This is a genomic window from Pseudomonas sp. S150 (genome assembly GCF_004526365.1).
In the GTDB taxonomy this organism is placed as follows: domain Bacteria; phylum Pseudomonadota; class Gammaproteobacteria; order Pseudomonadales; family Pseudomonadaceae; genus Aquipseudomonas; species Aquipseudomonas putida_A.
This window is the reverse complement of record NZ_CP038207.1, coordinates 1,998,917-2,024,211: the sequence shown is the minus strand read 5'-3', so window position 1 is coordinate 2,024,211 and position 25,295 is coordinate 1,998,917. Positions and strand designations below refer to the sequence as shown.

General features: G+C 60.6%; 25 protein-coding genes and 3 pseudogenes. 11 read left to right on the top strand and 17 right to left on the bottom strand.

Translation table 11 applies throughout. The features are described 5' to 3' along the window. Positions 1 to 89: 89 nt before the first annotated feature. On the bottom strand, positions 90 to 632 hold the full coding sequence (locus tag E3Z29_RS09300; RefSeq protein WP_027614428.1) for a helix-turn-helix domain-containing protein: 543 nt from the start codon (positions 630 to 632) through the stop codon (positions 90 to 92). Positions 633 to 738: 106 nt separating this feature from the next. On the opposite strand from E3Z29_RS09300, the pseudogene E3Z29_RS09295 reads away from it, so the two are divergent. Next, positions 739 to 1,523, top strand: a pseudogene (locus E3Z29_RS09295) (aldolase). A gap of 22 nt (positions 1,524 to 1,545) precedes the next feature. Then, positions 1,546 to 2,432, top strand: a pseudogene (locus E3Z29_RS09290) (dihydrodipicolinate synthase family protein). Positions 2,433 to 2,484: 52 nt separating this feature from the next. Here E3Z29_RS09290 and E3Z29_RS09285 read toward each other — a convergent pair. From E3Z29_RS09285 to E3Z29_RS09265, 5 genes are all read right to left on the bottom strand, one after another. Next, positions 2,485 to 3,006, bottom strand: a complete 522-nt coding sequence (locus tag E3Z29_RS09285) for a hypothetical protein (protein WP_098967625.1) — start codon at positions 3,004 to 3,006, stop codon at positions 2,485 to 2,487. Then, positions 3,006 to 3,650 (bottom strand): hypothetical protein, encoded by a 645-nt coding sequence (locus E3Z29_RS09280; protein ID WP_098967624.1) that lies wholly within the window; start codon positions 3,648 to 3,650, stop codon positions 3,006 to 3,008. Before E3Z29_RS09280 ends, E3Z29_RS09285 begins: the two co-directional genes overlap by 1 nt. A 153-nt stretch (positions 3,651 to 3,803) precedes the next feature. After that, positions 3,804 to 4,148 (bottom strand): YegP family protein, encoded by a 345-nt coding sequence (locus E3Z29_RS09275; protein ID WP_098967622.1) that lies wholly within the window; start codon positions 4,146 to 4,148, stop codon positions 3,804 to 3,806. Between the two features lie 192 nt (positions 4,149 to 4,340). After that, complete coding sequence (locus tag E3Z29_RS09270) at positions 4,341 to 4,646, bottom strand: ribbon-helix-helix domain-containing protein (protein WP_098967621.1); 306 nt, start codon at positions 4,644 to 4,646, stop codon at positions 4,341 to 4,343. A gap of 13 nt (positions 4,647 to 4,659) precedes the next feature. Beyond that, positions 4,660 to 5,241, bottom strand: coding sequence for a DJ-1/PfpI family protein (locus E3Z29_RS09265; protein WP_095138502.1), 582 nt, complete (start codon positions 5,239 to 5,241; stop codon positions 4,660 to 4,662). Positions 5,242 to 5,567: 326 nt separating this feature from the next. On the opposite strand from E3Z29_RS09265, the pseudogene E3Z29_RS09260 reads away from it, so the two are divergent. Then, positions 5,568 to 6,476, top strand: a pseudogene (locus tag E3Z29_RS09260) (DMT family transporter). A gap of 59 nt (positions 6,477 to 6,535) precedes the next feature. Here E3Z29_RS09260 and E3Z29_RS09250 read toward each other — a convergent pair. From E3Z29_RS09250 to E3Z29_RS09235, 4 genes are all read right to left on the bottom strand, one after another. After that, a complete protein-coding gene (locus E3Z29_RS09250; RefSeq protein ID WP_098967616.1) occupies positions 6,536 to 7,759 on the bottom strand; it encodes an SAM-dependent methyltransferase in 1,224 nt (407 codons plus the stop codon). Between the two features lie 280 nt (positions 7,760 to 8,039). After that, positions 8,040 to 8,657 (bottom strand): TPM domain-containing protein, encoded by a 618-nt coding sequence (locus E3Z29_RS09245; protein WP_095138499.1) that lies wholly within the window; start codon positions 8,655 to 8,657, stop codon positions 8,040 to 8,042. Positions 8,658 to 8,690: 33 nt separating this feature from the next. Next, positions 8,691 to 9,443 carry a YgcG family protein gene (locus E3Z29_RS09240; protein WP_097086621.1) on the bottom strand — a complete coding sequence of 251 codons (753 nt, stop codon included), beginning with the start codon at positions 9,441 to 9,443 and terminating at the stop codon, positions 8,691 to 8,693. Between the two features lie 13 nt (positions 9,444 to 9,456). Further along, a complete protein-coding gene (locus E3Z29_RS09235; protein ID WP_007963199.1) occupies positions 9,457 to 10,065 on the bottom strand; it encodes a LemA family protein in 609 nt (202 codons plus the stop codon). A 258-nt stretch (positions 10,066 to 10,323) separates the two neighbouring features. On the opposite strand from E3Z29_RS09235, the gene bglX reads away from it, so the two are divergent. After that, positions 10,324 to 12,615 carry a beta-glucosidase BglX gene (gene bglX / locus E3Z29_RS09230; RefSeq protein WP_098967613.1) on the top strand — a complete coding sequence of 764 codons (2,292 nt, stop codon included), beginning with the start codon at positions 10,324 to 10,326 and terminating at the stop codon, positions 12,613 to 12,615. Positions 12,616 to 12,768: 153 nt separating this feature from the next. On the opposite strand, the gene E3Z29_RS09225 is transcribed toward bglX, so the two are convergent. From E3Z29_RS09225 to E3Z29_RS09205, 5 genes are all read right to left on the bottom strand, one after another. Further along, positions 12,769 to 13,926, bottom strand: a complete 1,158-nt coding sequence (locus E3Z29_RS09225) for a phosphatidylserine/phosphatidylglycerophosphate/cardiolipin synthase family protein (protein WP_098967611.1) — start codon at positions 13,924 to 13,926, stop codon at positions 12,769 to 12,771. Position 13,927: 1 nt separating this feature from the next. Further along, a complete protein-coding gene (locus E3Z29_RS09220) occupies positions 13,928 to 14,518 on the bottom strand; it encodes a YceI family protein (protein ID WP_134785607.1) in 591 nt (196 codons plus the stop codon). A gap of 190 nt (positions 14,519 to 14,708) precedes the next feature. After that, positions 14,709 to 15,026, bottom strand: coding sequence for an amidase (locus E3Z29_RS09215; RefSeq protein WP_098967607.1), 318 nt, complete (start codon positions 15,024 to 15,026; stop codon positions 14,709 to 14,711). Continuing rightward, positions 15,023 to 16,102: a serine hydrolase gene (locus E3Z29_RS09210; protein ID WP_098967606.1), complete on the bottom strand. Its 1,080-nt coding sequence runs from the start codon at positions 16,100 to 16,102 to the stop codon at positions 15,023 to 15,025. Before E3Z29_RS09210 ends, E3Z29_RS09215 begins: the two co-directional genes overlap by 4 nt. 149 nt (positions 16,103 to 16,251) lie before the next feature. Next, entirely contained in the window at positions 16,252 to 17,130 is an 879-nt protein-coding gene (locus tag E3Z29_RS09205; RefSeq protein ID WP_098967604.1) for an acyl-CoA dehydrogenase family protein, read from the bottom strand. Positions 17,131 to 17,283: 153 nt separating this feature from the next. On the opposite strand from E3Z29_RS09205, the gene olsB reads away from it, so the two are divergent. Beyond that, positions 17,284 to 18,039 carry an L-ornithine N(alpha)-acyltransferase gene (gene olsB / locus E3Z29_RS09200; RefSeq protein WP_007963187.1) on the top strand — a complete coding sequence of 252 codons (756 nt, stop codon included), beginning with the start codon at positions 17,284 to 17,286 and terminating at the stop codon, positions 18,037 to 18,039. After that, the gene (locus E3Z29_RS09195; protein WP_134785606.1) at positions 18,039 to 18,833 is read left to right on the top strand and encodes a 1-acyl-sn-glycerol-3-phosphate acyltransferase; all 795 of its coding nucleotides are present in this window, start codon (positions 18,039 to 18,041) and stop codon (positions 18,831 to 18,833) included. Before olsB ends, E3Z29_RS09195 begins: the two co-directional genes overlap by 1 nt. Before the next feature lie 110 nt (positions 18,834 to 18,943). Here the strand turns inward: E3Z29_RS09195 and E3Z29_RS09185 are convergent, their stop codons facing one another. Next, entirely contained in the window at positions 18,944 to 19,522 is a 579-nt protein-coding gene (locus E3Z29_RS09185; RefSeq protein WP_134785605.1) for an ACP phosphodiesterase, read from the bottom strand. Positions 19,523 to 19,691: 169 nt separating this feature from the next. Between E3Z29_RS09185 and E3Z29_RS09180 the strand changes: the two genes are divergently transcribed. The 4 genes from E3Z29_RS09180 to E3Z29_RS09165 all read left to right on the top strand — a co-directional run bounded on the left by E3Z29_RS09180 (position 19,692) and on the right by E3Z29_RS09165 (position 22,873). Continuing rightward, positions 19,692 to 20,012, top strand: a complete 321-nt coding sequence (locus E3Z29_RS09180) for a helix-turn-helix transcriptional regulator (RefSeq protein ID WP_003222436.1) — start codon at positions 19,692 to 19,694, stop codon at positions 20,010 to 20,012. A 5-nt stretch (positions 20,013 to 20,017) separates the two neighbouring features. Beyond that, on the top strand, positions 20,018 to 21,184 hold the full coding sequence (locus E3Z29_RS09175) for an MFS transporter (RefSeq protein ID WP_003222434.1): 1,167 nt from the start codon (positions 20,018 to 20,020) through the stop codon (positions 21,182 to 21,184). Between the two features lie 30 nt (positions 21,185 to 21,214). After that, complete coding sequence (locus tag E3Z29_RS09170) at positions 21,215 to 22,264, top strand: alkene reductase (protein ID WP_096797051.1); 1,050 nt, start codon at positions 21,215 to 21,217, stop codon at positions 22,262 to 22,264. 159 nt (positions 22,265 to 22,423) lie between these two features. Beyond that, the gene (locus E3Z29_RS09165; RefSeq protein ID WP_134785604.1) at positions 22,424 to 22,873 is read left to right on the top strand and encodes a hypothetical protein; all 450 of its coding nucleotides are present in this window, start codon (positions 22,424 to 22,426) and stop codon (positions 22,871 to 22,873) included. Between the two features lie 365 nt (positions 22,874 to 23,238). Here the strand turns inward: E3Z29_RS09165 and emhR are convergent, their stop codons facing one another. Next, entirely contained in the window at positions 23,239 to 23,871 is a 633-nt protein-coding gene (gene emhR, locus E3Z29_RS09160) for an efflux system transcriptional repressor EmhR (protein WP_027614407.1), read from the bottom strand. Between the two features lie 267 nt (positions 23,872 to 24,138). Between emhR and emhA the strand changes: the two genes are divergently transcribed. Next, positions 24,139 to 25,293: an efflux RND transporter periplasmic adaptor subunit EmhA gene (gene emhA / locus E3Z29_RS09155; RefSeq protein WP_027614406.1), complete on the top strand. Its 1,155-nt coding sequence runs from the start codon at positions 24,139 to 24,141 to the stop codon at positions 25,291 to 25,293. The last annotated feature ends 2 nt before the right edge of the window (positions 25,294 to 25,295 follow it).

Here is a 25,295-nt window from a genome sequence, read left to right as displayed (position 1 = left end):
ACTGATGCCTTCGCGAGCAAACCCGCTCCCACCTTGGAATGCATTCCAAATGTGGGAGCGGGCTTGCTCGCGAAGCTTTTTCTGGCGGCTCATTCTTCCGAGCTGTGCACCACCACCAGCAACTGCGCCTGCACCTCGCCCACCGATCTGATCCGGTGCGGCTTCTGCGCATTGAAGTGCAGCGCATCGCCACGCTCCAGCAGCACCCGCTCGTTCATGAAATCCACTTCCACCTGCCCTTCGTGGACGAACAGAAACTCCTCGCCCAAGTGTTCTTTGAAGGTTTTGTCGGTGAATTCGCGCGGCGGGTAGATGATGAACGGCAGCAGGTTGCGCTCGCTGACCTGATGCGCCAGCACCGCATACCCCGGGCTCTGATCGTTGGCTGCCAGTGACTGGCGTTCGTGGCTGCGTACCAGGCTATAGCTGTCGAGGCTGACGTTGTCTTCGGAGAACAATTCCTCGACCTTCACGTTCAGTGCCTTCGCCAGTTTCAGCGCGGCCGCAATCGACGGGGTGTTCAGCCCGCGCTCGACCTTCGACAGATAACTCTTGGTCATGCCGGATTTTTCCGCCAGCGCCTCAAGTGTCACGCCAAGTTTTTTTCTCAACAATTTCAAACGGATAGACATGCGCAGCAGTTATTCCATCAAGGAAACGACGATTGATGCTTGCTTATGACACTTTGTGTCATATAGGCTCTTTAGTGTCATTTGCAATCACCCAAAGGACACAGACATGGCCAAGACATTAGCACTACCCAAAGCGCAACTGGTCAAGCAAGCGCTGACCCAGATGCAAAACACCCTGGCGGATAATACGTGGACTGACCGGCAAAAGCTGGCGCTAACCTGCCGGATCCTGTTCGCGAGCGGTCATGACTCCGGTCTGGCCGGACAGATCACCGCCCGTGGCCCGCAACCGGGGACCTATTACACTCAGCAACTGGGCCTGGGTTTCGACGAAATCACCGCGAGCAATCTGCTGCTGGTCAACGAAGACTTGGAAGTGCTTGAAGGCCACGGCATGGCCAACCCGGCCAACCGTTTCCACAGCTGGGTCTACCGCGCCCGGCCAGACGTGAACTGCATCATCCACACACACCCGACGCACATTGCCGCACTGTCGATGCTGGAAGTGCCGCTGCAGATTTCCCACATGGACCTGTGCCCGTTGTACGAGGACTGTGCGTTTCTCGAAGGCTGGCCGGGCGTGCCGGTGGGTAACGAAGAAGGCGAACTGATCGCCGGTGCACTGGGCGACAAGCGTGCGATTCTGCTGTCGCACCACGGCCAGCTGTCGACCGGCAATACGATCGAAGAAGCGTGTGTCATCGCCCAACTGATCGAGCGCGCCGCCAGACTTCAGTTGCTGGCGATGGCCGCCGGCACCATCAAACCGATCATTCCGGCGCTGGGTCGCGAGGCCCATGACTGGGTGTGTCGAAACCCAAGCGCCACGCCGCCGCTTTCAACTACTACGCCCGGCAGAACCTGCGCCAGCACGCCGATTGCCTGAACTGATTTCAGCTTTTTCCGGAGACTCATCATGTCCAATATTCACGGCATCATCGGCTACACCATCACCCCGTTCGGCACCCACGGCGAAGGCCTCGATCTGCCGGCGCTCGGCCAATCCATCGATCGTCTGATCGACAGCGGCGTCCATGCCATCGCCCCGCTCGGCAGCACCGGCGAAGGCGCTTACCTCAGCGCGACGCCGAGTGGGATCAGGTCGCCGAGTTCAGCATCAAGCACGTGGGCAAACGGGTGCCGACCATCGTCAGCGTCTCCGATCTGACCACCGCCAAAGCCGTGCGCCGCGCGCGCTTCGCTGAAGCCCACGGCGCTGACGTGGTGATGGTGTTGCCGGCGTCGTACTGGAAGCTCACTGAAGCGGAAATCCTCGCGCACTACCGCGCCATCGGCGACAGCATCGGCGTGCCGATCATGCTATACAACAACCCGGCCACCAGCGGCACCGACATGTCGGTCGAGCTGATTCTGCGCATCGTCAATGGCGTGGAAAACGTGACCATGGTCAAGGAGAGCACCGGCGACATTCAGCGCATGCACAAGCTGCAATTACTCGGTGAAGGTCAGGTGCCGTTCTACAACGGCTGCAATCCGCTGGCACTGGAAGCGTTTGCCGCCGGGGCGAAGGGTTGGTGCACCGCCGCGCCGAACCTGATCCCGCAACTGAATCTGGATCTGTATGCGGCTGCGCTGGCCGGTGATCTGGTTCGGGCACGTGAGTTGTTCTACCGCCAGTTGCCGCTGCTGGACTTCATCCTCAAGGGCGGTTTGCCGGCGACGATCAAGGCCGGATTGCGCGAGACGGGGCTGGAGGTTGGCGATCCGCGCTTGCCAGTGTTCCCGTTGAGTGACACCGGCAGACATCACCTCAAAGCGCTGCTCGACGTTTTGCGCTGATGAAAAAAATCCCGCCCGGAACACTCCGGGCGGGATTTTTCCTGCCTGTCGGTCAAAGACTGGCGGCGTGCTTCATCGCTTCGCGGTGGAAGGGCTGATCCTTCAGGACCTGCGCAATGAACGTGTCAGTGATCAAGCGCACATGTTCGAACTGCCCGCCCGAGGCGTTAAAGGCGCCCCGCCAGGATTCAGTGTGATTGTGCACGGCATAGACACCCAGTATCTCCTTGCCATGGCTGAGACTGAACACCACTGTGCTGTCGAAGCTCACCGGTACCGGCACCAGGAACAGCGTGAAGGCACTCAGGAACAACTGAGGCTGAAGCGCGCCGACATCGCTGTTGGCGACTACCAGAACGTTGTAGCCATCCTCGCTTCGACCGGCGCGAACTTCGTCGAAAGTGCCGCGCCGACGCAGTTCGTCTCGCAACATCCAGCTCGGCAGACCGAGCACATTGACGTTGATCGCCGGCAGTTGCTGGCTGTAGTCGACGTCGGGGGCCTTGAGGCTGTGGGTCGCCTGACAACCACCCAGCAACATGAGCAATCCCAGAAACAGAAGCTTGAGGCGCATTAGAGTTTTCCTGACAACATGGCTTTATAGACAGAGGCGCTGGGGCCGTTTTCTTCGCGAATGAACGGCGTGGCGGTGTCCAGATTCGGCATGTCCAGACGCTGCAATCCTGGTACTTGCGGGTATTTGGCACGAACCAGCGCCGCATCACGTTCAAGATGATCGCTGTGCAGGAACAGGCATGACAGCTGAAGACCGATCAGGCACCCGGCGCGAAAATCGCCGATGTAATAAGCCTTGCCCGCCTCGAGTTGCATGCCGATGGTGAAGTCTTCACGGCTCCACGTCACCGACTGCCCATGATCGAAACGCACGTTGTAGATCTCGTAACGACCGGGTTTGAGCGGCATCACAAACAACGTGCCGATGCCGTGATCGGTCTCGCGTACATCTCGCTCGGTTCGGGCGTAAAACTCGTTGTGCAGGCGTGCAGTGGCGAAATCATCGCTTCCACGCTTACGGATCATCAGCATTTGTTCCTTCGCTGAAAACCTCGTCTTGGGCCAGATGCCGACCACACCTACCACATAAGCCACGCCGGAATCGGCGGTTGGCTTGAGTTCATCGTCAATGTGGGTGGGTGACATGCTGTAGCAACCGCTCAGGCCGAGCAGCGCCGTCAGAACAGCGAAAAAGCGAATCATCAAAGGAAAAACTCTCGCGTAAACATTGAAAAACACACGAAAGAGTATTGAACGCCGCCCCTTCCATGGATTGGTCGCGAAGGATAAGCGATGTAGTGGCACATAGCCAGAATTCAGTCGCCATTGTTTTGGCGACTGAGTCGTGGAGTTATTTCAAAGCACCGGCAACGTCTTGTCCTTGATCACTTTGCTCGGCCCGTTGGCCTTGACGCTGGCGATGCCTTTGGCGCACGCGGCGTCCGTGGAGTACGACTCGCTGCTGCCGATGATCTGATGGTTGGCGGCCTTGAGGTTGAAGTATGGGTGGCCATCCTTCGTCGATTTCTTCTCGTAGCGTTCATCCAGCGGGCTATTGGTCTGCACCGAAGCAATGCCGCTGTCGGCAGCCGCGCGGGTGGTGTAGAGCTCGCTGGTGAGAATGGTTTCAGCGTTGGCGGCCTTCAGCACAAACCTGAACTGGCCGTTGCTGCTTTTGCTCACTTCGTACCATCCGGACATGCTCGTTTCTCCTTGGCGGTTGAAAGGTTTTGCGCCAGTGAGTAAAGACCAGCCCAAGATTTCTGTCGCCTGTAATGGCCTCTTCGCGAGCAAGCCCGCTCCCACAGGGTTCTTCAGCGGCCACAAAACTTGTGAGCACCTGAGAAACCTGTGGGAGCGGGCTTGCTCGCGAAGGGGTCAACTCGGTCGGGGCTATTTCACCCCCGCCCGCACCACCGACAATTGCGGCTCCGTCACCCGCCGCTGACTCAGATACCGCGTACAACTCACCCGCAGGAACGAGGCAAAATTCACCACCTCCCCGCGATAATCCATCACCTCTTCATACAGCTTGGCGATCAGTTGATTGGTGGTCATGCCATCGACTTCGGCGATTTCGCTGAGGATGTCCCAGAACTGGTTTTCCAGGCGCAGCGTCGTCACCACGCCGCAGATGCGCAACGAACGCGAGCGGGATTCGTAGAGAATCGGGTCGGCCTTGACGTAGAGCTCGCACATCGGCGGATCCTCGTTACAGGGTGATCTTGGTGCCGAGCAGGCCGAGGAAACCGGCCAGCCAGTTCGGATGCGCAGGCCACGCTGGCGCAGTCGCCAGATTGCCTTGAACGTGGCCGTCGGTCACCGGGATATCGATGAACGTGCCACCGGCCAGGCGTACTTCCGGCGCACAGGCCGGATAGGCGCTGCATTCGCGACCTTCCAGAACACCCGCCGCCGCGAGCAACTGCGCGCCGTGGCACACAGCGGCAATCGGTTTGCCAGCCTTGTCGAAGGCGCGCACCAGCTCCAGAACTTTTTCGTTCAGGCGCAGATATTCCGGCGCTCGTCCGCCGGGGATCAGCAGCGCGTCGTAATCGGCCTCGGCGACCTTGGCGAAATCAAAGTTGAGGGCAAACAGGTGACCCGGTTTCTCGCTGTAAGTCTGGTCGCCTTCGAAGTCATGGATCGCAGTGCGCACGGTCTTGCCCGCAGCCTTGTCCGGGCACACGGCGTGCACGGTGTGACCGACCATTTGCAAGGCCTGGAACGGCACCATCACTTCGTAGTCTTCGACGTAATCGCCGACCAGCATCAGGATTTTTTTCGCGGCCATGGGGAGGACTCCTCTGGGAATGGGCTTGCAGGAGTATTCAAAGTAGACCTTATCCGTTGGGGCGGGTAACAACCGGCTACTACGCCTCCCCGCCTTTGTGGCGAGGGAGCTTGCTCCCGCTCGACTGCGCAGCAGGCGCAAAACCTGTTTGCACAGTTTTCATGAAAAAAGCGGGGGCCGCTTCGCAGCCCAGCGGGAGCAAGCTCCCTCGCCACAGGGGATCCAACTGTATGGATAACTCTGTGCCTGGCTGTACCAGCCCGAGCGCCCCGGTTTATGGCTTGATTAAGGCAATCCCCTGCCACCTTCTATTCTGGTTCCCCATCATGTCCTCGCGCGAAAACACCGGCATGGCCCTCGGCCTGCTCGGGGTTGTGATTTTCAGCCTGACCCTGCCCTTCACCCGGATCGTGGTGCAGGAACTGCATCCGCTGCTCAACGGCCTCGGCCGCGCGCTGTTCGCGGCGATTCCCGCGGCAGCGTTGTTGTTATGGCGACGCGAGAAGTGGCCGAGCTGGCAGCAGATCAAAGGCCTGAGCCTGGTGATCGCCGGGGTGATTCTCGGCTTCCCGGTGCTGTCGGCGTGGGCCATGCAGACCTTGCCGGCGTCCCACGGCGCGCTGGTCAACGGTTTGCAGCCGCTGTGCGTGGCGCTGTATGCGGCGTGGCTGTCCCATGAACGCCCATCGAAAGCCTTCTGGGCCTGCGCCGCACTGGGCAGTGCGCTGGTGCTCGGCTACGCGTTGTACACCGGAGCCGGGAGCATTCAGGCCGGTGACTTGTTGATGCTCGGCGCGATTGCCGTCGGCGGTCTGGGCTATGCCGAAGGTGGCCGGTTGGCCAAGGAAATGGGCGGCTGGCAGGTAATCTGCTGGGCGCTGGTGCTGTCGACGCCGCTGCTGATCGGGCCAGTCTTGTATCTGGCGCTGCAGCATCACGGTGCAGTGTCAGCCAAGGCCTGGTGGGCCTTCGGCGCTACGTGGCACTGTTCTCACAGTTTCTCGGCTTCTTCGCCTGGTACGCCGGGCTGGCGATGGGGCGGGATCGCGCGGGTCAGTCAGATTCAGTTGCTGCAGATCTTTTTCACCATCGCGTTTTCGGCGCTGTTCTTTGGTGAACATGTCGAGCCGATCACTTGGGTGTTTGCCTGCGGGGTGATCGCAACGGTGATGCTCGGGCGCAAGACCGCAGTAAAATCAAATGCGGGAGCGAGCTTGCTCGCGAAGGGGCCGTAACAGTCGACATCATCGTTGACTGTCAGTCCGCTTTCGCGAGCAAGCCCGCTCCCACAGGATCAGAGGTAGCCATCCGAACGCAGCAGCGTTTCCAGACAGTGCTCGCTGATGTTGTAGAACGCCTTCAACTCGGCAATCTTCACCAGCAACTGAGCCGGGTCCACCGGCTCGGCGCGTTTCACCGCCAGAATCATCTTGTTCTTGTTGGTGTGTTCCAGCGAGATGAATTCGAACACTTTGGTCTCGTAACCGCAGGCTTCGAGGAACAGCGCGCGCAGGCTGTCGGTGACCATTTCCGCCTGTTGGCCCAGGTGCAGACCGTATTGCAGCATCGGCTTGAGCAGCGCCGGGCTCTGGATCTGCAGGCGGATCTGTTTGTGGCAGCACGGCGAGCACATGATGATCGACGCGCCCGAGCGGATGCCGGTGTGGATCGCGTAGTCGGTGGCGATGTCGCAGGCATGCAGGGCGATCATCACGTCCAGTTCGCTCGGTGCCACGCTGCGCACGTCACCGCACTTGAACACCAGGCCCGGGTGTTCCAACTTGGCCGCGGCGGCGTTGCACAGGTTAACCATCTCTTCGCGCAGCTCGACGCCGGTGACTTCGCCTTCGGCCTTGAGCGTGTTGCGCAGGTAATCGTGGATGGCGAACGTCAGGTAACCCTTGCCCGAGCCGAAGTCCGCCACCCGCACCGGTTTGTCCAGCGCCAGCGGTGACGAGGTCAGCGCGTGGCTGAAGACTTCGATGAACTTGTTGATCTGCTTCCACTTGCGCGACATCGCCGGGATCAGCTCATGCTGCGCGTTGGTCACGCCCAGATCCTTGAGGAACGGTCGGCTCAAGTCCAGAAAACGGTTTTTCTCACGGTTGTGCTCGGCGGACGGCGCTTCACGCAATTGCTGAGGTTTGCTCTTGAACAGTGAACTCTTGCCCTTTTTGCTGTATTCGAGCTGGGCTTCGTCGGTCACGGTCAGCAGATGCGCATTCTTGAACGCGGCCGGCAACAGCTCGGCAATCACCGCCACGCCTTCGCTCAGCGGCAGATTCTTGGTGATGTCGCGGGTCTTGTAGCGATAGACAAACGACAGGTGTGGCTGCGCCTTGACCGTCACCGCTTTGATGATGATCCGCTGCAGATCCGCCTCTTCACCCACGTACTTGGCCAGCACCAGTTTGATGAAGCCGTTGTGTTCGAGGCTGGTTTGCAGCAGCTCGATGAACTGGGCGTGATGATCGGGCGCGGGTTTGGCAGACGGCGCGGATGGGGCGGTAACGGACATGAACAAGCGGCCTCGGGCGGGGCGAAACGGGAATGGCGAGTATTTTAGGGGGGATGGGGGTTGGGGACACGTTCTTATTTACCCAACGGCTTTAAAAGCGCCCTCACCCTAACCCTCTCCCGGAGGGAGAGGGGACTGATTGGGGGATATTGAAGAGGTTCACCGACTTGAAAGAGTGCCTTTGAATCCATAATCGACTCGGTTTCTAAGGCCGATGTCGAGCGCAAGACATCTCGGTCGGCTCCCTCTCCCTCCGGGAGAGGGCTGGGGTGAGGGGCTTCTAGGCCAGCACCACCAACCGATTGGGTAATTCATTCCTCACCTGCGTCACCGGCACGTGCACCTTGAGCAGTTCCCCACAGGCCTCGATGCAGGTGACAAAGCCCTCGAGCGTGCGCCCCTGCCGCACCTGCTCGGTGAACGCGGCGACAATCGCGTCCCAGCTTTTGTTGTCCAGCCGCCGGGAAATCCCCTCGTCCACCAGAATCTCCACGTAGCGCTCGGCCTCGCAGACAAAGATCAGCATCCCGGTGCTGCCCACGGTGTGGTGCAGGTTCTGTTCGAGGAACTGCCGCCGCGCCAGGTTCGATGCCCGCCAGTGGCGCACGCGGCGCGGGATCAGATGGGTGGTGATCTTCGGCAGGCGAAACAGCAGGCACAGGACGATGAACAGCCCCCATTGCACCAGCAACAGGCTGTGCATGGTCAGCCAGCCAGTCAGGTAATGGACGATGCCCGGCACCAGCAGCGCCAGCAGGCTGGCCCACAGCAGCGGAATGTACGCGTAGTCATCGGCGCGGGCCGCCAGCACGGTGACCAGTTCGGCATCGGTATCGCGCTCGACCCGGGCGATCGCTTCGGCGACTTTGCGTTGTTCGTGTTCAGTCAGTAATGCCATGTCGAAAAGTGCCTGATCATTATTGTTGTGTGTTCACCAGCCGCCGGACGAACCGCCGCCGCCGAAACTGCCCCCGCCGCCGCTGAAGCCCCCGCCTCCACCGCCACCGCCAAATCCACCACCGCCGAAACCGCCCCCGCCTCCGGAGCCGCCACGGCCGGCGGGAAGGATACCGAGCATCTGGCAGACAAACACGGTCAGGATGAACAACACCACCAGAAAAACGAACAACAGCGGATGACGCGAGACAAAATCGCTCTGCGGATCGCCGCTCGACTCGTACACCGTCGATGGTTCGTCCAGAGGATTGCCGCCGAGCACCACCAGCATCGCCGCCACGCCGTCGCTGATGCCCTTGCTGAAATTGCCGGCCTTGAACGCCGGGGTGATCACTTGATGAATGATCACCGAACTCTGCGCATCGGTCAGCCGATCCTCCAGACCGTAACCGACTTCGATGCGCAGTTTGCGCTCGTCCCGGGCGACGATCAGCAGCGCGCCGTTGTTCTTGTCCTTCTGGCCGATGCCCCAGTGCCGGCCCAGTTGCACGCCGTAATCCTCGATGGTGGTGCCCTGCAGATCAGGCACCGTGACCACCACCAGTTGCTCGCCGGTGGCCTGCTCGTGAGCCTGCAATTGCTGGCTCAACTGGGCGCGCACCGACGGCTCGAGCATCTGCGCCTCGTCCACCACCCGCCCGCTCAGCGCCGGGAACGTCAACTCGGCCCGGGCGCTGACGGCGAACAGCCAGAGCATCAGCACCAGGCCTATCTTCAACACACGCATGGGCAACCTCGAATCAGAACTTCACTTCCGGGGCCTTTTCCGCACCGGGGGTGGTGGCTTCGAAGGTTTCGCGAATCGGCAGGTCGCTGTACATCACGCTGTGCCAGAGGCGCCCGGGAAACGTGCGGATCTCGGTGTTGTACTTCTGCACCGCCAGAATGAAATCGCGCCGCGCCACGGCAATCCGGTTTTCCGTGCCTTCGAGCTGCGATTGCAGGGCAAGGAAGTTCTGGTTGGCCTTCAGGTCCGGATAACGCTCGGAGACCACCATCAAACGGCTGAGCGCACCGCTCAACTGATCCTGAGCCTGCTGGAACTGCTTGAGTTTTTCCGGATTGTCGAGGGTGCTGGCATCGACCTGGATCGACGTCGCCTTGGCCCGCGCCTCGACCACGGCGGTCAGGGTCGCCTCCTCATGCTTGGCGTAGCCTCTGACGGTCTCCACCAGGTTGGGGATCAGGTCGGCACGGCGTTGGTACTGGTTCTGGACCTGGCCCCAGGCCGCCTTGGCCTGTTCATCGAGGGTCGGGATATTGTTGATGCCGCACGCGGTCAACAAAGTGGCAAGCACCAGTAACGTGGCGACCTGCAGACGCGAGCGGTAGGTTGGACTGACATTCATCAAAGTGATGCTCCCTGGCATATTTCATAAAAAACCGACCGTGAAACTTTCTGCATCAGCGGTTGGGGCATAATCGGCCGCGCCACTGGATTGCAACGGGCCGATGGGCTAAAAAGAGGCCCTGCGCAAACGCAGCCGAGTGTCGGCGGGCGTTTTTGGCTCGGTCATTTTGAGCCTGCACCCGAACAACAATAGTCGCTCCCTAACTTTTGGCTGGCCGGCATTGCATTGCCGCTTGGGCCCTTGAGAAAAATATTCATGAAGAAGCTGTGTTTGCTGGGCCTGTTCGTCAGCCTGGCCAGTCATCAAGTATTGGCCGCCACGACCCCGGTACCCCTGGAAAACAAGGACGCGTTCATCAGCAATCTGATGAAACAAATGACCCTCGATGAAAAGATCGGCCAGTTGCGCCTGATCAGCATCGGCCCGGAAATGCCCCGTGAGTTGATCCGCAAAGAGATCGCCGCCGGCAACATCGGCGGTACGTTCAACTCGATCACCCGCCCGGAAAACCGTCCGATGCAGGACGCGGCGATGCGCAGTCGCCTGAAGATTCCGATGTTTTTTGCGTACGATGTGATCCACGGTCACCGTACGATTTTCCCGATTCCGCTGGCCCTGGCATCGAGCTGGGACATGGACGCCATCGGTCAGTCCGGGCGCGTTGCCGCCAAGGAAGCCGCGGCCGACAGCCTCGACATCACCTTCGCGCCGATGGTCGACATCTCCCGCGATCCGCGCTGGGGCCGCAGCTCCGAAGGGTTCGGTGAAGACACCTACCTGACCTCGCGCATTGCCAAAGTGATGGTCAAGGCCTATCAGGGCGACACGCCGAGCGCGGCTGACAGCATCATGGCCAGCGTCAAGCACTTCGCCCTGTATGGCGCGGTCGAGGGCGGGCGCGACTACAACGTCGTCGACATGAGCCCGGTGAAGATGTACCAGGACTACCTGCCACCGTACCGCGCGGCGATCGACGCCGGTGCCGGCGGGGTGATGGTGGCGTTGAACTCGATCAACGGCATTCCGGCCACCGCCAACACCTGGCTGATGAACGACCTGCTGCGCAAGGACTGGGGCTTCAAGGGCCTGGCCGTCAGCGACCACGGGGCGATCTTCGAGCTGATCAAGCACGGCGTGGCCGCTGACGGTCGTGAAGCGGCGAAGCTGGCGATCAAGGCCGGCATCGACATGAGCATGAACGACACCCTGTACGGCAAAGAGCTGCCGGGGCTGCTCAAGTCCGGCGAGATCGAGCAGAAAGACATCGACAACGCCGTGCGCGAAGTGCTCGCCGCCAAGTACGACATGGGCCTGTTCAAGGACCCGTACCTGCGCATCGGCAAGGCCGAGGATGATCCGGCCGACACCTACGCCGAAAGCCGTCTGCACCGCGCCGAGGCCCGTGACGTGGCACGCCGCAGCCTGGTGCTGCTGAAGAACCAGAACGAAACCCTGCCGCTGAAGAAAGACGCGAAAGTCATGCTGGTCGGTCCATTGGCCAAGGCGCCGATCGACATGATGGGCAGTTGGGCGGCGGCCGGTAAGCCGGCGCAATCGGTGACGCTGTTCGACGGCATGAGCTCGGTGATTGGCGACAAGGCCAACCTGATCTACGCCCGTGGCGCGAATATCACCAGCGACAAGAAGGTGCTGGATTACCTGAACTTCCTCAACTTCGACGCCCCGGAAGTGGTCGATGATCCGCGCCCGGCCAACGTGTTGATCGACGAAGCGGTGAAAGCGGCCAAGGACGCCGACGTGATCGTCGCCGCTGTGGGCGAATCCCGTGGCATGTCCCACGAATCCTCCAGCCGCACCGACCTGAACATCCCGGAAAACCAGCGCGAGCTGATCCGTGCCCTGAAAGCCACCGGCAAACCGCTGGTACTGGTGCTGATGAACGGCCGTCCGCTGACCATCCTCGAAGAGAACCAGTCGGCTGATGCGATTCTGGAAACCTGGTTCAGCGGCACCGAGGGCGGTAACGCCATCGCTGATGTGCTGTTCGGCGACTACAACCCGTCGGGCAAACTGCCGGTGACCTTCCCGCGTTCCGTGGGCCAGATCCCGACCTACTACAACCACCTGAGCATTGGCCGGCCGTTCACGCCGGGCAAGCCGGGCAACTACACCTCGCAGTATTTCGATGACACCACCGGTCCCCTGTTCCCGTTCGGTTACGGCCTGAGCTACACCCAGTTCACGCTGAGCGACATGGCGCTGTCGTCAACCACGCTGAACAAGACCGGCAAGCTCGATGCCAGTGTCACCCTGAAAAACACCGGCAAACGTGACGGCGAAACCGTGGTGCAGCTGTACATCCAGGACGTCGCCGGTTCGATGATTCGCCCGGTGAAAGAACTGAAGAACTTCCAGAAAGTCATGCTCAAGGCCGGCGAACAGAAAGTCGTGCACTTCACCATCACCGAGGATGACCTGAAGTTCTACAACGCCCAGCTCAAGTACGCGGCCGAGCCTGGCAAGTTCAACGTGCAGATCGGCCTGGATTCGCAGGATGTGACGCAGCAGAGCTTTGAGTTGCTGTAATTATTCAGTAACCAATGCCCGTGTGAAAGGGGCCTTTGTGGGAGGGGGCTTGCTCCCGAATGCGGTGTATCAGCTAAATTAATGCTGAATGACATGCCGCCTTCGGGAGCAAGCCCCCTCCCACATTGGAATCCACTGGGTTCGGAATTGGCGTTAACCGCGTCTATCGAGAATGTTGACCACCAGCCGATCCACCCAACCCCAGATCCGCTGCTTCACTCGCCGCCACAACGGCCGGCGCTGCCACTCCTCCAGACTGACCTGCTGGCTCAGACCGAAATCCTTCTCGAAACTCTGCACCACCGCTGCCGTCAACGACGGGTCCAGTGCCTCCAGATTCGCCTCCAGATTGAAGCGCAGGTTCCAGTGATCGAAGTTGCACGATCCGATACTCACCCACTCGTCCACCAACACCATTTTCAGATGCAGGAAGCACGGCTGGTATTCGAAGATCTGCACCCCGGCCTTGAGCAGGCGCGGGTAGTAGCGATGGCCGGCGTAACGCACCGACGGGTGATCGGTGCGCGGCCCGGTCAGCAGTAACCGGACGTCGACACCGCGAGCAGCGGCCTTGCGCAGCGAGCGGCGGATTTTCCAGGTCGGCAGGAAATACGGGGTGGCCATCCAGATGCGCTTCTGCCCGCTGTTCAGTGCACGAAACAGCGACTGCAGAATGTCGCGATGCTGACGCGCATCGGCATAGGCCACACGGCCCATGCCCTCACCCATGTCCGGAACCTTGGGCAAGCGTGGCAGGCCGACATGCGCCGACGGTTTCCACGCCCGGCGATGGCGGTTGGCGATCCATTGGCGGTCGAACAGCACTTGCCAGTCGAGCACCAGCGGGCCGTTGATTTCCACCATCACTTCGTGCCACTCGCTGCTGTCCTGCCCCGGTGTCCAGAATTCATCGGTAACACCGGTGCCGCCGACCACCGCCAGACGCTGATCGACCAGCAGCAATTTGCGGTGATCGCGATAGAAGTTGCCGACCCAGCGCCGCCAGTTCAGGCGATTGTAGAAACGCAGTTCGACCCCGGCTTTGGTCAGGCGCTGACGCAGGTGCAGGGTAAACGCGAGGCTGCCGTAGTCATCGAACAGGCAGCGTACCCGCACGCCGCGCTCGGCGGCCTGCACCAGCGCCTGAACCACGGCCTCGGCACAAGCGCCCGCCTCCACCAGATACAACTCCAGTTCGACCTGCTCCTCGGCGCGGGCAATTTCCACCAGCATGCGCGGGAAGAATTGCGGGCCGTCAATCAACAGTTCGAACCGGTTGCCGTCACGCCAAGGGAACACCGCGCCGCGCATGTCAGCGCGCCGTGAAAATCAGCACCGCACCCACCGGTACCGACAGACTGATGGCCGACAGGCCGGCCAGGTTGCGCAGGGTTTCCAGCCCCGGCGCCAGATCGAAATCCTCGGCGTTGATCACCACCGGCTCCAGGGTCACCACTTGAAAACGCCGGTCGTCGAGACGGGTGGCCAGCAACTCTGCCGGGTATTCATGTTGCTTGCCGTGCAGGTTGACGGTCAGCGGCAGACGCAATTCCAGCTGCGCACCGGGGGCCAGATCGTTGATCGGGCGCAGGTCGATCCGGGTGCTGATGGTCGCCTCGGGGAATTGCTCGATCTGGAACAGCTCCTTGCGCATGCGCTCGTCGCGCAGCGGGATGCCGCTGTTGATCGAATCCAGCTCGACTTCGACTTCAGCGCGGCCATCCGGATCGACCTTGCCGTGCAGCACCAGAAAGCGCTGCACTTCAGAAATGTGGGCGTTTTTCGTGCTGACGAACGACAGCCGCGACGACTCGCCATCCAGATACCAGTTGGCCTGCGCCGGCAGCGCGGCGGCAGTCAGCAGCAGACTGGCGAAGGCTGTATAGAGGGAGCGGTTGAACATTGAATACTCGTGGGGGCGATAAACCTGCACGAACCTTAACCGCCCACGCCGTTATTGCAAACTGATCGCCGCAAATCTATCGATTGGTGAAACCTCCTGTGGGAGCGGGCTTGCTCGCGAAGGCGGTGAATCAGTCAACACAAATGCTGAATGGCACACCGCATTCGCGAGCAAGCCCGCTCCCACAGGGTTATCTATTGACTTGAGGATTGAGGCGGCAGCCCTGCCGTTCGCTCAGCCACTGCGCGCGGTTGCTGCGGCCCATGCCGCTGACGGTGATGGTTTTGCTCGCGCTGTCATCGCTGAATTCGCTGGTTGGCAGCCACTGTTTCACATAACCCCGGCAATATTCGGCATCGTTGTTCATCACGTAACGACACGAACAATATTCCTTGGCCGTGTAGGCGCTGATGATGTCGGGGAACGCCCAGAGGTTTGCCCGTTCGAGCCAGATCCAGCCGAGCAGCACGATCAGCGCCAACAGCAACACCCGCTTCAACAGTTTCATGGCTGCACCGCCTTGAGCACGCGTTTGAGCAGCTCGTTGTGGCGATAGCTGCCGTCGCGGTCATCGGCGTAACGCACGATCACCAGTTTCTCGCTGGGGATCACATACAGCGCCTGGCCCCAGTGGCCGAGGGCGGCGAAGGTGTCGGGCGGCGCGTCGGGCCACGGCGCGGCGGCGCCATCCGCCGGGCGATTGAGCCACCACTGACCACCGGGCACCGCTTCGTCCTGATGCGCCTTGTAGCCGGCAAAGGCAGTGCGGTTGAAAGCGACCCAATCCTTGGGCAGCAATTGCCGGTCGTGCCAACGTCCGTCGCGGGCCATCAGCAAACCGACCCGCGCCAGATCCCGCGCCGTGAGATAGGCATAAGAGGACGCGACAAACGTACCGCCGGCATCGGTTTCCCACACGGCGTGGCGGATGCCCAGCGGCTCGAACAACGCGGTCCATGGATAGTCAGGATAACGCTGTGGGCCAACCATGTTCTTGAGCGCCGCCGCCAGCAGATTGCTGTCGCCACTGGAGTAACGGAACGTCTGCCCCGGTGGCGCATAAGCATCGTGATCGGCAGTGAACGCTGGCATGTCGCGGTGCCCACGGGTGTAGAGCATCGCCACCACCGAGGATTTCAGCGGCGCGTATTCGTAGTCTTCCTGCCAGTCCAGCCCGGAAGCCCAGTGCAGCAGATCCGCCACGGTGATCGCCGGATGTTTTTCCAGCGCCGGATAAAACTTCGAAACCGGATCATCCAGTTTGAACAGGCCTTCGCCATACGCCACGCCGAGTACCGTGGCCATCAGGCTTTTGCTGATCGACCAGGTCAGGTGCGGGGTCTCGGCACGGGTCGGGCCGGCGTAGCGTTCGTAGATCAACTGGCCGTCGCGGATGATCAGCAGCGCGTCCGTGCGGATGCCCTGGCGGGTAGTGTCGTCGCGGGGTGGGAAGGCGTAGGTCTCTAATGCCTCGACCGCTGCGCCGCTGATTTTTGCGCCAGTCGGCCATTGCTCACCGGGCCATTGCTCGGCCTGGACCGTGAAGCTGATCAGCAGCAGAAACAGGGACAGGCTTTTGCACATGGTGAGGGCTCTTGGGGAGAACCTGCTGAGGGTAGTCTTGCCACATGACAGATGTGTGGTGTTTTTGCCACCGCCTTCGCGAGCAAGCCCGCTCCCACATTTGAAACGCTTTCCAAGGGTGGGAGCGGGCTTGCTCGCGAAGAGGCCAGTCAGCCCACCGCCAAAGCCTTGGCCAAGCGTTTGGCCCGCGCCCCCGCTGCCAACTGCATCACCCCCTGATCACGCTGCCACATCTGCGCCCACTCCGGATTACCCGCGCGCAACGCCTGATCGATCTCGCCCTTCAGCGCATCAAACTGCGCAAACAACCCGCCCAACAGCACATGCCCGGCCGGGTTGTTCGGTGGTTGGCGACTCGCTTCCGCGCACCCGGCCAACAGCGCCAGCAAGCGCAGTTGCAGCGGCTGCGACCAGCCGCTGTCCTGACCGACACCGTACAGCCACGCGGTCATCGCGCTCAGCACGTAGACATCTTCCAGGCTGCGAAACGGCTTCACATAAGCATCCCAGCCATCGCCCGCGAGCAATTCGCACAACGCGCCGTCCAGATGCAGCCGACCGTGACTGATGTCCGGCATCAGCGGCAGCGCCGGGAGTTTTTCCACGCGCACGCCGGGCTCGCCGGGATAGACCACCGCCAGACTCAGGCGCGGCGTTTCGCCGGGTTCTTCACTGCGCGCGGCGACGAGCAGCCAGTCCGCCGCGTCCCCGGCGGTGACGAAATCCTTTCGCCCGTTGAGGCGCAAATCCGTCAGGCGCGTCTGCATGTCCGCCGGGCGCAGGCTGCGCTGTTCGGTCGCACACAACGCGCCAAGACTCGGCGGCGCGCTCGGCCAGAGCATGCGCAACGCCGCCTGATACCCCACCAGAAATGCCAGCCCCGGCGTCGCCATCCGACGCCCTCCGGCCACCGCCAGTTCGAACGGTGTCACGTTGCCCACTTGCTGCAACAAGGTGGCGAAACCTTCCGCCAGATCAGCGACGGCGGGCAGACGTTCATGACTTTCGAGCAGGCTGGGCCAGGGCATAAGAGGCTCCTTGAGGGCTGTCATACAAGCATCACCAAACGTTCACGGTGATGACACCGGGGCTACATAGCCTGACTTTGCACAACATGGCTGCATAAAGAAAGTCGATCGGCTGCAACCCACGACGGGTTCAAGGCCCGTACGGAGATTCAAATGACTCAGATCGCCCGCATCAGCGACACCGGCAATGAACGCCGCCTGCAAGCCGAACGCCTGATCGGCGCCGAGGCCTTGCAGCAAGCCCAGGCCTTGCGCTTCAGCGTATTCAGCGGCGAGTTCAACGCCAAGCTGAAAGGCGCGGAACTGGGTCTGGACATGGATGACTATGATGTTCACTGCAGCCACATCGGCGTGCGTGACCTGAACACCGGGCGTCTGGTCGCCACCACCCGTTTGCTCGATCACACCGCCGCCAGCAGCCTGGGCAAGTTCTACAGCGAAGAAGAATTCAGCCTGCACGGCCTCGCCCATCTGCAAGGCCCGATCCTCGAAATCGGCCGCACCTGCGTCGACCCGGCCTACCGCAACGGCGGCACCATCGCCGTGCTCTGGGGTGAACTGGCCGAAGTGTTGAATCAGGGCGGCTACAGCTACCTGATGGGTTGCGCGAGCATCCCGATGCAGGACGGCGGCGTGCAGGCCCACGCGATCATGCAGCGTCTGCGCGAGCGTTATCTGTGCACCGAACACCTGCGCGCCGAGCCGAAGAATCCCCTGCCGTCGCTGGACATTCCATCGAACGTGATCGCCGAAATGCCACCGCTGCTCAAGGCCTACATGCGTCTGGGTGCGAAGATCTGCGGCGAGCCGTGCTGGGACGAAGACTTCCAGGTCGCCGACGTGTTTATCCTGCTCAAGCGCGACGAACTCTGCCCGCGCTACGCCAAGCACTTCAAGGCGGCCGTGTGATGAGCCGGTTGCGCGTGTACGCGCGGATCACGCGGGTGCTGCTGGTGGTGGCGCTGGGCTTGACCATGGCCAGCGTCTTCGGCGTGTTCGAACGTCTGGGCCTGGCGCACTCGATGCAACGTCGGCAGCGCTGGTCGCGGTTTTTCATGGCGCGTTTGAGCAATGCCCTGCCCTTTCGCGTGACCGTGCACGGCGAGCTGCCGCAGCAACCGATGCTGTGGGTCAGCAACCACGTGTCATGGACTGACATTCCGCTGCTGGGCATGCTCACGCCGCTGTCGTTTCTGTCCAAGGCCGAAGTACGCACCTGGCCGGTGGCCGGCTGGCTGGCGGCGAAGGCCGGCAGTCTGTTCATCCGTCGCGGTTCGGGTGACAGCCAGTTGATCCGCAAACAGATGACCCGTCACCTGCAAACGCAACATCCGTTGCTGATGTTCCCGGAAGGTACCACCACCGATGGCCGCTCGCTGCGCACCTTTCATGGTCGCCTGCTGTCGGCGGCAATCGATTCGGAGGTGATGCTGCAACCGGTGGCGATCCGTTATCTGCGCAATGGCGAAATCGACGCGTTGGCGCCGTTCATTGGTGACGATGACTTGCTGTCGCACCTGATGCGTCTGTTCAGCAACGACTGCGGCGATGTCGAGATTCACGTGCTCAAGCCGATTGCCTGCGTCGGTCGCGAGCGTGCAGCACTGGCGTTCGAAGCACAGCAGGCGGTGCAGAAGGCGTTGTTTGGTGAGGTGGCCAAACCTGCCGAACCGCGTCGCGCCGGCGAATTGATCGCCGCCTGAAACACAGATCCCCCCTGTGGGAGCGGGCTTGCTCGCGAAAGCGGTGGTTCAGCCAATGCACATGTTGAATGACCTACCGCATTCGCGAGCAAGCCCGCTCCCACAGGGGGTTACTGCGTTGTCGACGTTTGTGCAAATTCTTGAAGCTGCGGATAGAACAAACGGAAATCCTCACTCAGCGGCTCGTACAACCGCCGCAATTCCTGCATAGCCCCCGCCAGCTCCTCAGGCCGAGTCAGACGCCGCGAGATCCCGCGCAGCACCTGGTCCAGCACTTCGAATTCCTGATACGAACCCAGCCAATCATTGGCAACCATGTGCGGCGCGATTTTCGCCAGGCGTTCTGGCAATTGCCGTTCATTCGACAGCACCCGGTAAACATCGCGGGTGAAATGTTCCAGCGGCTGATCGGCGTACAGCGTCCAGTCGCGGGCCAGGCAATGGTCGAAAAACACATCGAGGACAATCCCCGCGTAACGCCGCCGGGTCTCGGTGAAACGCCCGAGGGCGATGTCCACCAACGGGTGGCGATCGGTGAATACATCAATGCGCCGATGCAACTGAATCGCCGCTTCAATCTGCGGTGCAAATTGCCCTTGCAGGCGTCCTTTGACGAAATCGCCATACAGACTGCCGAGTAATTGCTCGGGGTGCTGGCCTCCGAGGTGTAAATGTGCGAGATAGTTCATGGGCGCAGCTTAGCACTGCGCGCTTTCATCGTTACAGCACACGTATCGTTATAACCCGATATACCGATTTATGCGGTCGTCAGATCAAATTCATATTGGTATATCGCGAAATACCGATTTAAAGTTCGCCTCATCGCGATATAGCGCTACACATCACGAGCATAAAGCCATGAACCTCGACCTCGACGAAATAATAAAAGCCCTGGCACACCCAGTACGGCGAGACATTCTCATCTGGCTGAAAGACCCCAAAGCCCAGTTTCCTGAGCAGATACACAACCACGAGTACGGCATCTGCGCCGGGCAGATCGATCAACGCTGCGGCCTGTCGCAGTCGACCGTCTCCGCCCACCTGGCGACCCTGCAACGCGCAGGTCTGATCAGCAGCCAGAAAGCCGGCCAGTGGCACTTCTTCAAACGCAACGAGGACGTGATCCAGGCGTTCCTCGACGCCATCGTCAAAGAGCTCAGCGCTCCCACAAGGAATTGATTCAAATGCCCCTCTCGCTACTCATTCTGGCCTTGAGCGCCTTCGCCATCGGCACCACCGAGTTCGTCATCATGGGCCTGCTGCCCGATGTGGCGGCCGACCTCGGTGTGTCGATTCCCGGCGCTGGCTGGCTAGTGACCGGTTACGCCCTGGGCGTGGCCATCGGTGCGCCGTTCATGGCACTGGCCACCGCCAGACTGCCGCGCAAGGCCGCACTGGTAGCGCTGATGGGCATTTTTATCGTCGGTAACCTGCTGTGTGCCATCGCCAGTGACTACAACGTGCTGATGTTTGCCCGTGTCGTCACGGCGCTGTGCCACGGTGCGTTCTTCGGTATCGGTTCTGTGGTAGCTGCCGGGCTGGTGGCGCCGAACAAGCGCGCATCCGCCGTAGCGCTGATGTTCACCGGCCTGACCCTGGCCAACGTCCTCGGTGTACCGCTGGGCACGGCGCTGGGTCAGGAAGCCGGCTGGCGCTCGACCTTCTGGGCGGTGACCGTGATTGGTGTAGTGGCGCTGATCGGTCTGATCCGCTTCCTGCCGGCCAAGCGTGACGAGGAAAAACTCGACATGCGCGCCGAACTCGCCGCCCTCAAAGGCGCCGGCATCTGGCTGTCGCTGAGCATGACCGCGCTGTTCGCCGCGTCGATGTTCACCCTCTTCACCTATGTCGCGCCGCTGCTCGGTGATGTCACCGGTGTCTCGCCAAAAGGCGTGACCTGGACCCTGCTGCTGATCGGCCTCGGTCTGACGGTGGGCAACATCATCGGCGGCAAACTGGCGGACAAGCGTCTCGGCGCGACCCTGATCGGCGTGTTCGTGGCGATGGCGGTGGTTTCCACCGTGCTGAGCTGGACCAGCGTTGCGCTGATCCCGACGGAGATCACCCTGTTCCTCTGGGCCACCGCTTCGTTTGCCGCCGTCCCGGCGCTGCAAGTCAACGTGGTGACCTTCGGCAAGGCCGCACCGAACCTGGTGTCGACCCTGAACATCGGCGCTTTCAACATCGGCAACGCCCTGGGCGCCTGGGTCGGTGGCAGCGTCATCGCCCACGGTTTCGGCCTGACCAGCGTGCCCCTGGCCGCCGCCGCGCTGGCCGTGCTCGCGCTGCTGGTGACCCTGATCACTTTCCGTCAGAACGGCGACGCCGGTCTGGCCCCCGCTACCCACTGATTAACCACTTAACTGACGAGGGTTGTACACATGGCAACTATTTTCGATCCGATCAAACTGGGCGACCTCGAGCTGTCCAACCGCATCATCATGGCTCCGCTGACCCGCTGCCGCGCCGACGAAGGCCGCGTGCCGAACGCGCTGATGGCTGAATACTACGTACAGCGCGCGTCGGCTGGTCTGATCCTGTCCGAAGCCACTTCGGTGACGCCGATGGGCGTCGGCTACCCGGACACCCCGGGCATCTGGTCCAACGACCAGGTGCGCGGCTGGACCAACGTGACCAAAGCCGTGCACGCTGCCGGCGGCAAGATCGTCCTGCAACTGTGGCACGTCGGCCGCATCTCGCATCCGTCGTACCTCAACGGCGAAACCCCGGTCGCGCCGAGCGCCATCCAGCCTAAAGGTCACGTCAGCCTGGTGCGTCCATTGGCCGACTATCCGACCCCGCGAGCTCTGGAAACCGCTGAAATCGCCGAGATCGTCGAGGCCTACCGCACCGGTGCCGAAAACGCCAAAGCCGCCGGTTTCGACGGCGTGGAAATCCACGGCGCCAACGGCTACCTGCTCGACCAGTTCCTGCAAAGCAGCACCAACCAGCGCACCGATAACTACGGTGGCTCCCTGGAAAACCGTGCGCGTCTCCTGCTGGAAGTGACTGACGCAGCGATCGACGTCTGGGGCGCCGGCCGTGTCGGCGTGCACTTGGCACCCCGCGCCGATTCCCATGACATGGGCGACGACAATCTGGCCGAGACTTTCACTTATGTGGCTCGCGAGCTGGGCAAGCGCGGCATCGCCTTCATCTGCTCCCGCGAGAAAGAAGGCGCCGACAGCCTCGGCCCACAGCTGAAAGAAGCTTTCGGCGGCGCGTACATCGCCAACGAACGCTTCACCAAGGACAGCGCCAATGCGTGGCTGGCTGAAGGCAAGGCTGACGCGGTAGCGTTCGGCGTACCGTTCATTGCCAACCCGGATCTGCCGGCACGCCTGAAGGCCGACGCACCGCTGAACGACGCACGTCCCGAGTTGTTCTACGCGAAAGGCCCGGTCGGTTATATCGATTATCCAACGCTGTAAACAACAACAACTAACAAGTAAGCCCCGCCTCGAAAGAGGCGGGGCTTTTTTTATTTTCATACATTTAAAGATTCGCCATCAGAACAATATAAACCTAAGCTCCGCCCAGCAACTCATCAATTACAACCCACCAACTTAATCAAGCAAGGTTATATAGAAATGAATGATACAGATCCAAACAAACTTACATTCCTTCTGCAAATCACCAATGCCACGGACTCTACTTTCTGGCTTGACGATGCCTCTCCAAAGCACCCACCCTTGACGCGTATCGACAAGATCCTCCCTTACCAGACCGTCTTTATGCTGTTTGAAGGAGATCCTCATCTGAAACAGGACATCGTTATTGATTACGATATCAAAAAAGAGGTATTCAACACTTACATCTGCTACACCAACTACAAGCAGAAAGTACGGTTCGACACTACGCTCAGTTATTGCTACCGACAAATGGCGGGGCACAGGGCTCCAAAAGTCGAACTTTTCTGGGATACCAACGCGTTCTCTGTTGGCGCCGAACCCATCACCTGCGGCGCAGCATTGGAAAATGAAAACCCGGTTTACCCTTACAGCTATAAGATGATCGCATTCATGACGCCATCGGCCTGATAGAGAGTTACCTGCTCATGCAGTAACGGTACGGACTACGCTGACATTATAGAGGCGCGAGCAAACTAAAGGCCGTGGCTCGAGCCCATCGGAAGTAACGCAGCCTGGTGGTGAGGATCGGGCAAAGGGAACTCAAAAACGAAACGGATCGGTTGGTGCGTATCGGCTGCTCGGCGCCCTTTTAGCCCGAGTCGTTAACATTCATTCACACAGTCGACACAAAACCCCTACAAAATACGTAGCTCGCTACCTATCAACCTGGCCATCGTACGTATATAAAAGCACTCCATTACAAAAAGACTTGAAGCAGGGACATTTCCCCGCTTCAAGTCTTGACACGGACAGATTTAATTACGCATTTTGTTTCATTTGCGCAGGCTAGGGCTCAGGCGCAGCATATCAAGCCCTGTATCGACCCAGCGCTCGGCTTCGGCATGCAATTGAAAGCTGTCCGGCGCCAACAGCCATCCATACAGGAGGCCATCGATATACGCATGAATGCTGATGGCCGCCCGGGCAGTGTCGAGATCTTCCGGCAACTGGCCGCGATTGACCGCATTACGCAGGGTCAGACCGATGCGCAGGTTGCAATCGAGACTGGCCGTGCGGCGCTGCTGGCGCAGATCGCACATTTCATCGGTGAATTCGCACTTATGAAACAGAATCTCGTTGATGCGACGGGTCTTCGGATCCAGGGCTACCTGATGAAACAGATGGATCAACAGCTTGCGCATGCACCCCAACGGGTCGAGTTCGTCCTCGCTCTCGCTGGCCTTGGCCAATTCATCCAGCGGTTCATGCAGGCTGTCGAGCATCGCCTGCACCAGATCGGCCTTGTTGCTGAAATGCCAATAGATGGCACCGCGCGTCACGCCGGCCATCGTCGCGATATCCGCCAGGGTCGTGCGGGCCACACCCCTTTCATAAAACGCTTTCTCGGCCGCTTCGAGAATCTGGCTGCGCGTTTCCTGAGCTTCCTCTTTGGTACGACGGACCATGGCAGTAAAACCTCAAACAGGATGTTTCAGGGATGGCTGAATATCCGCTGAATAAAGAGGGGGCTGATCTCTCACGAATCGGCTCCCCGGCCTACAATTTCAAACCTTGCGACGCATTTTGTAACAGGGTGGGTACGACGCCAAGCTATTTACAAACAACCATGAACGTAAGTATATTCCTTAGCAAGCTACTTATCCACTCGACCCGATTTTTTTACCCTTTCACACTTCTTGTGCGCAATGTGCGCGCCTGACCCGAGGATCTTCATGCAATTCAAGCCAGCTGTTACCGCTCTGGTCACTGCCGTCGCCCTGGCATCGCTGCTCAGCGGATGTAAAAAGGAAGAAGCGGCCCCAGCCGCTCCGCCTCCTCAGGTCGGCGTCGTCACCCTGCAACCACAAGCGTTCACCCTCACGTCGGAACTGCCGGGGCGCACCAGTGCGTACCGCATCGCTGAAGTTCGACCACAGGTCAACGGCATCATTCTCAAACGTCTGTTCAAGGAAGGCGGCGACGTCAAAGCCGGCCAGCAGCTGTATCAGATCGATCCGGCAGTCTATGAAGCGACCCTGAAAAGCGCCGAAGCCAACCTGCGTTCGACCAAGTCGATCTCCGACCGCTACAAGCAACTGGTCGACGAGCAGGCCGTGAGCCGCCAGGAATACGACACCGCCGTCGCCAATCGCATGGAATCGGAAGCGTCGTTGCAGAGTGCGCAGATCAACGTGAAATACACCAAGGTCTACGCGCCGATCTCCGGCCGTATCGGCCGTTCTTCGGTGACCGAAGGCGCACTGGTCAGCAATGGTCAGGCCGACGCGATGGCGACGATCCAGCAACTGGACCCGATCTACGTCGACGTCACCCAGTCCTCGGTTGAGCTGCTGGAACTGCGCCGCGAGCTGGAAAGCGGTCGTCTGCAGAAAGCCGGCGACAACTCGGCAGCGGTCAAGCTGACCCTTGAGGACGGCAGCCAGTACAAGCTCGACGGTAAGCTGGAATTCTCCGAAGTATCGGTTGATCCGACTACCGGTTCCGTGACCCTGCGCGCCGTGTTCCCGAACCCGGATCACACCCTGTTGCCAGGCATGTTCGTCCGCGCCCAGTTGCAGGCCGGGGTCAACGCCGCGGCCATTCTGGCGCCGCAACAAGGCGTGACCCGTGACCTCAAGGGCACTCCGACCGCACTGGTCGTCGGCCCGGACAACAAGGTTGAACTGCGTCAGCTCAAGGCCAGCCGTACCGTTGGCAGCCAGTGGCTGATCGAAGATGGCCTGAAAGCCGGCGATCGTCTGATCACCGAAGGCCTGCAATATGTTCGCCCAGGTGCTCAGGTCAACCCGACCGAAGCGACCAACGTAGCCAAGAACCCGGCCCCCGCTCAAGCAGCTGACAAAGCCGCTGGCGGCAAAGGGGAGTAACT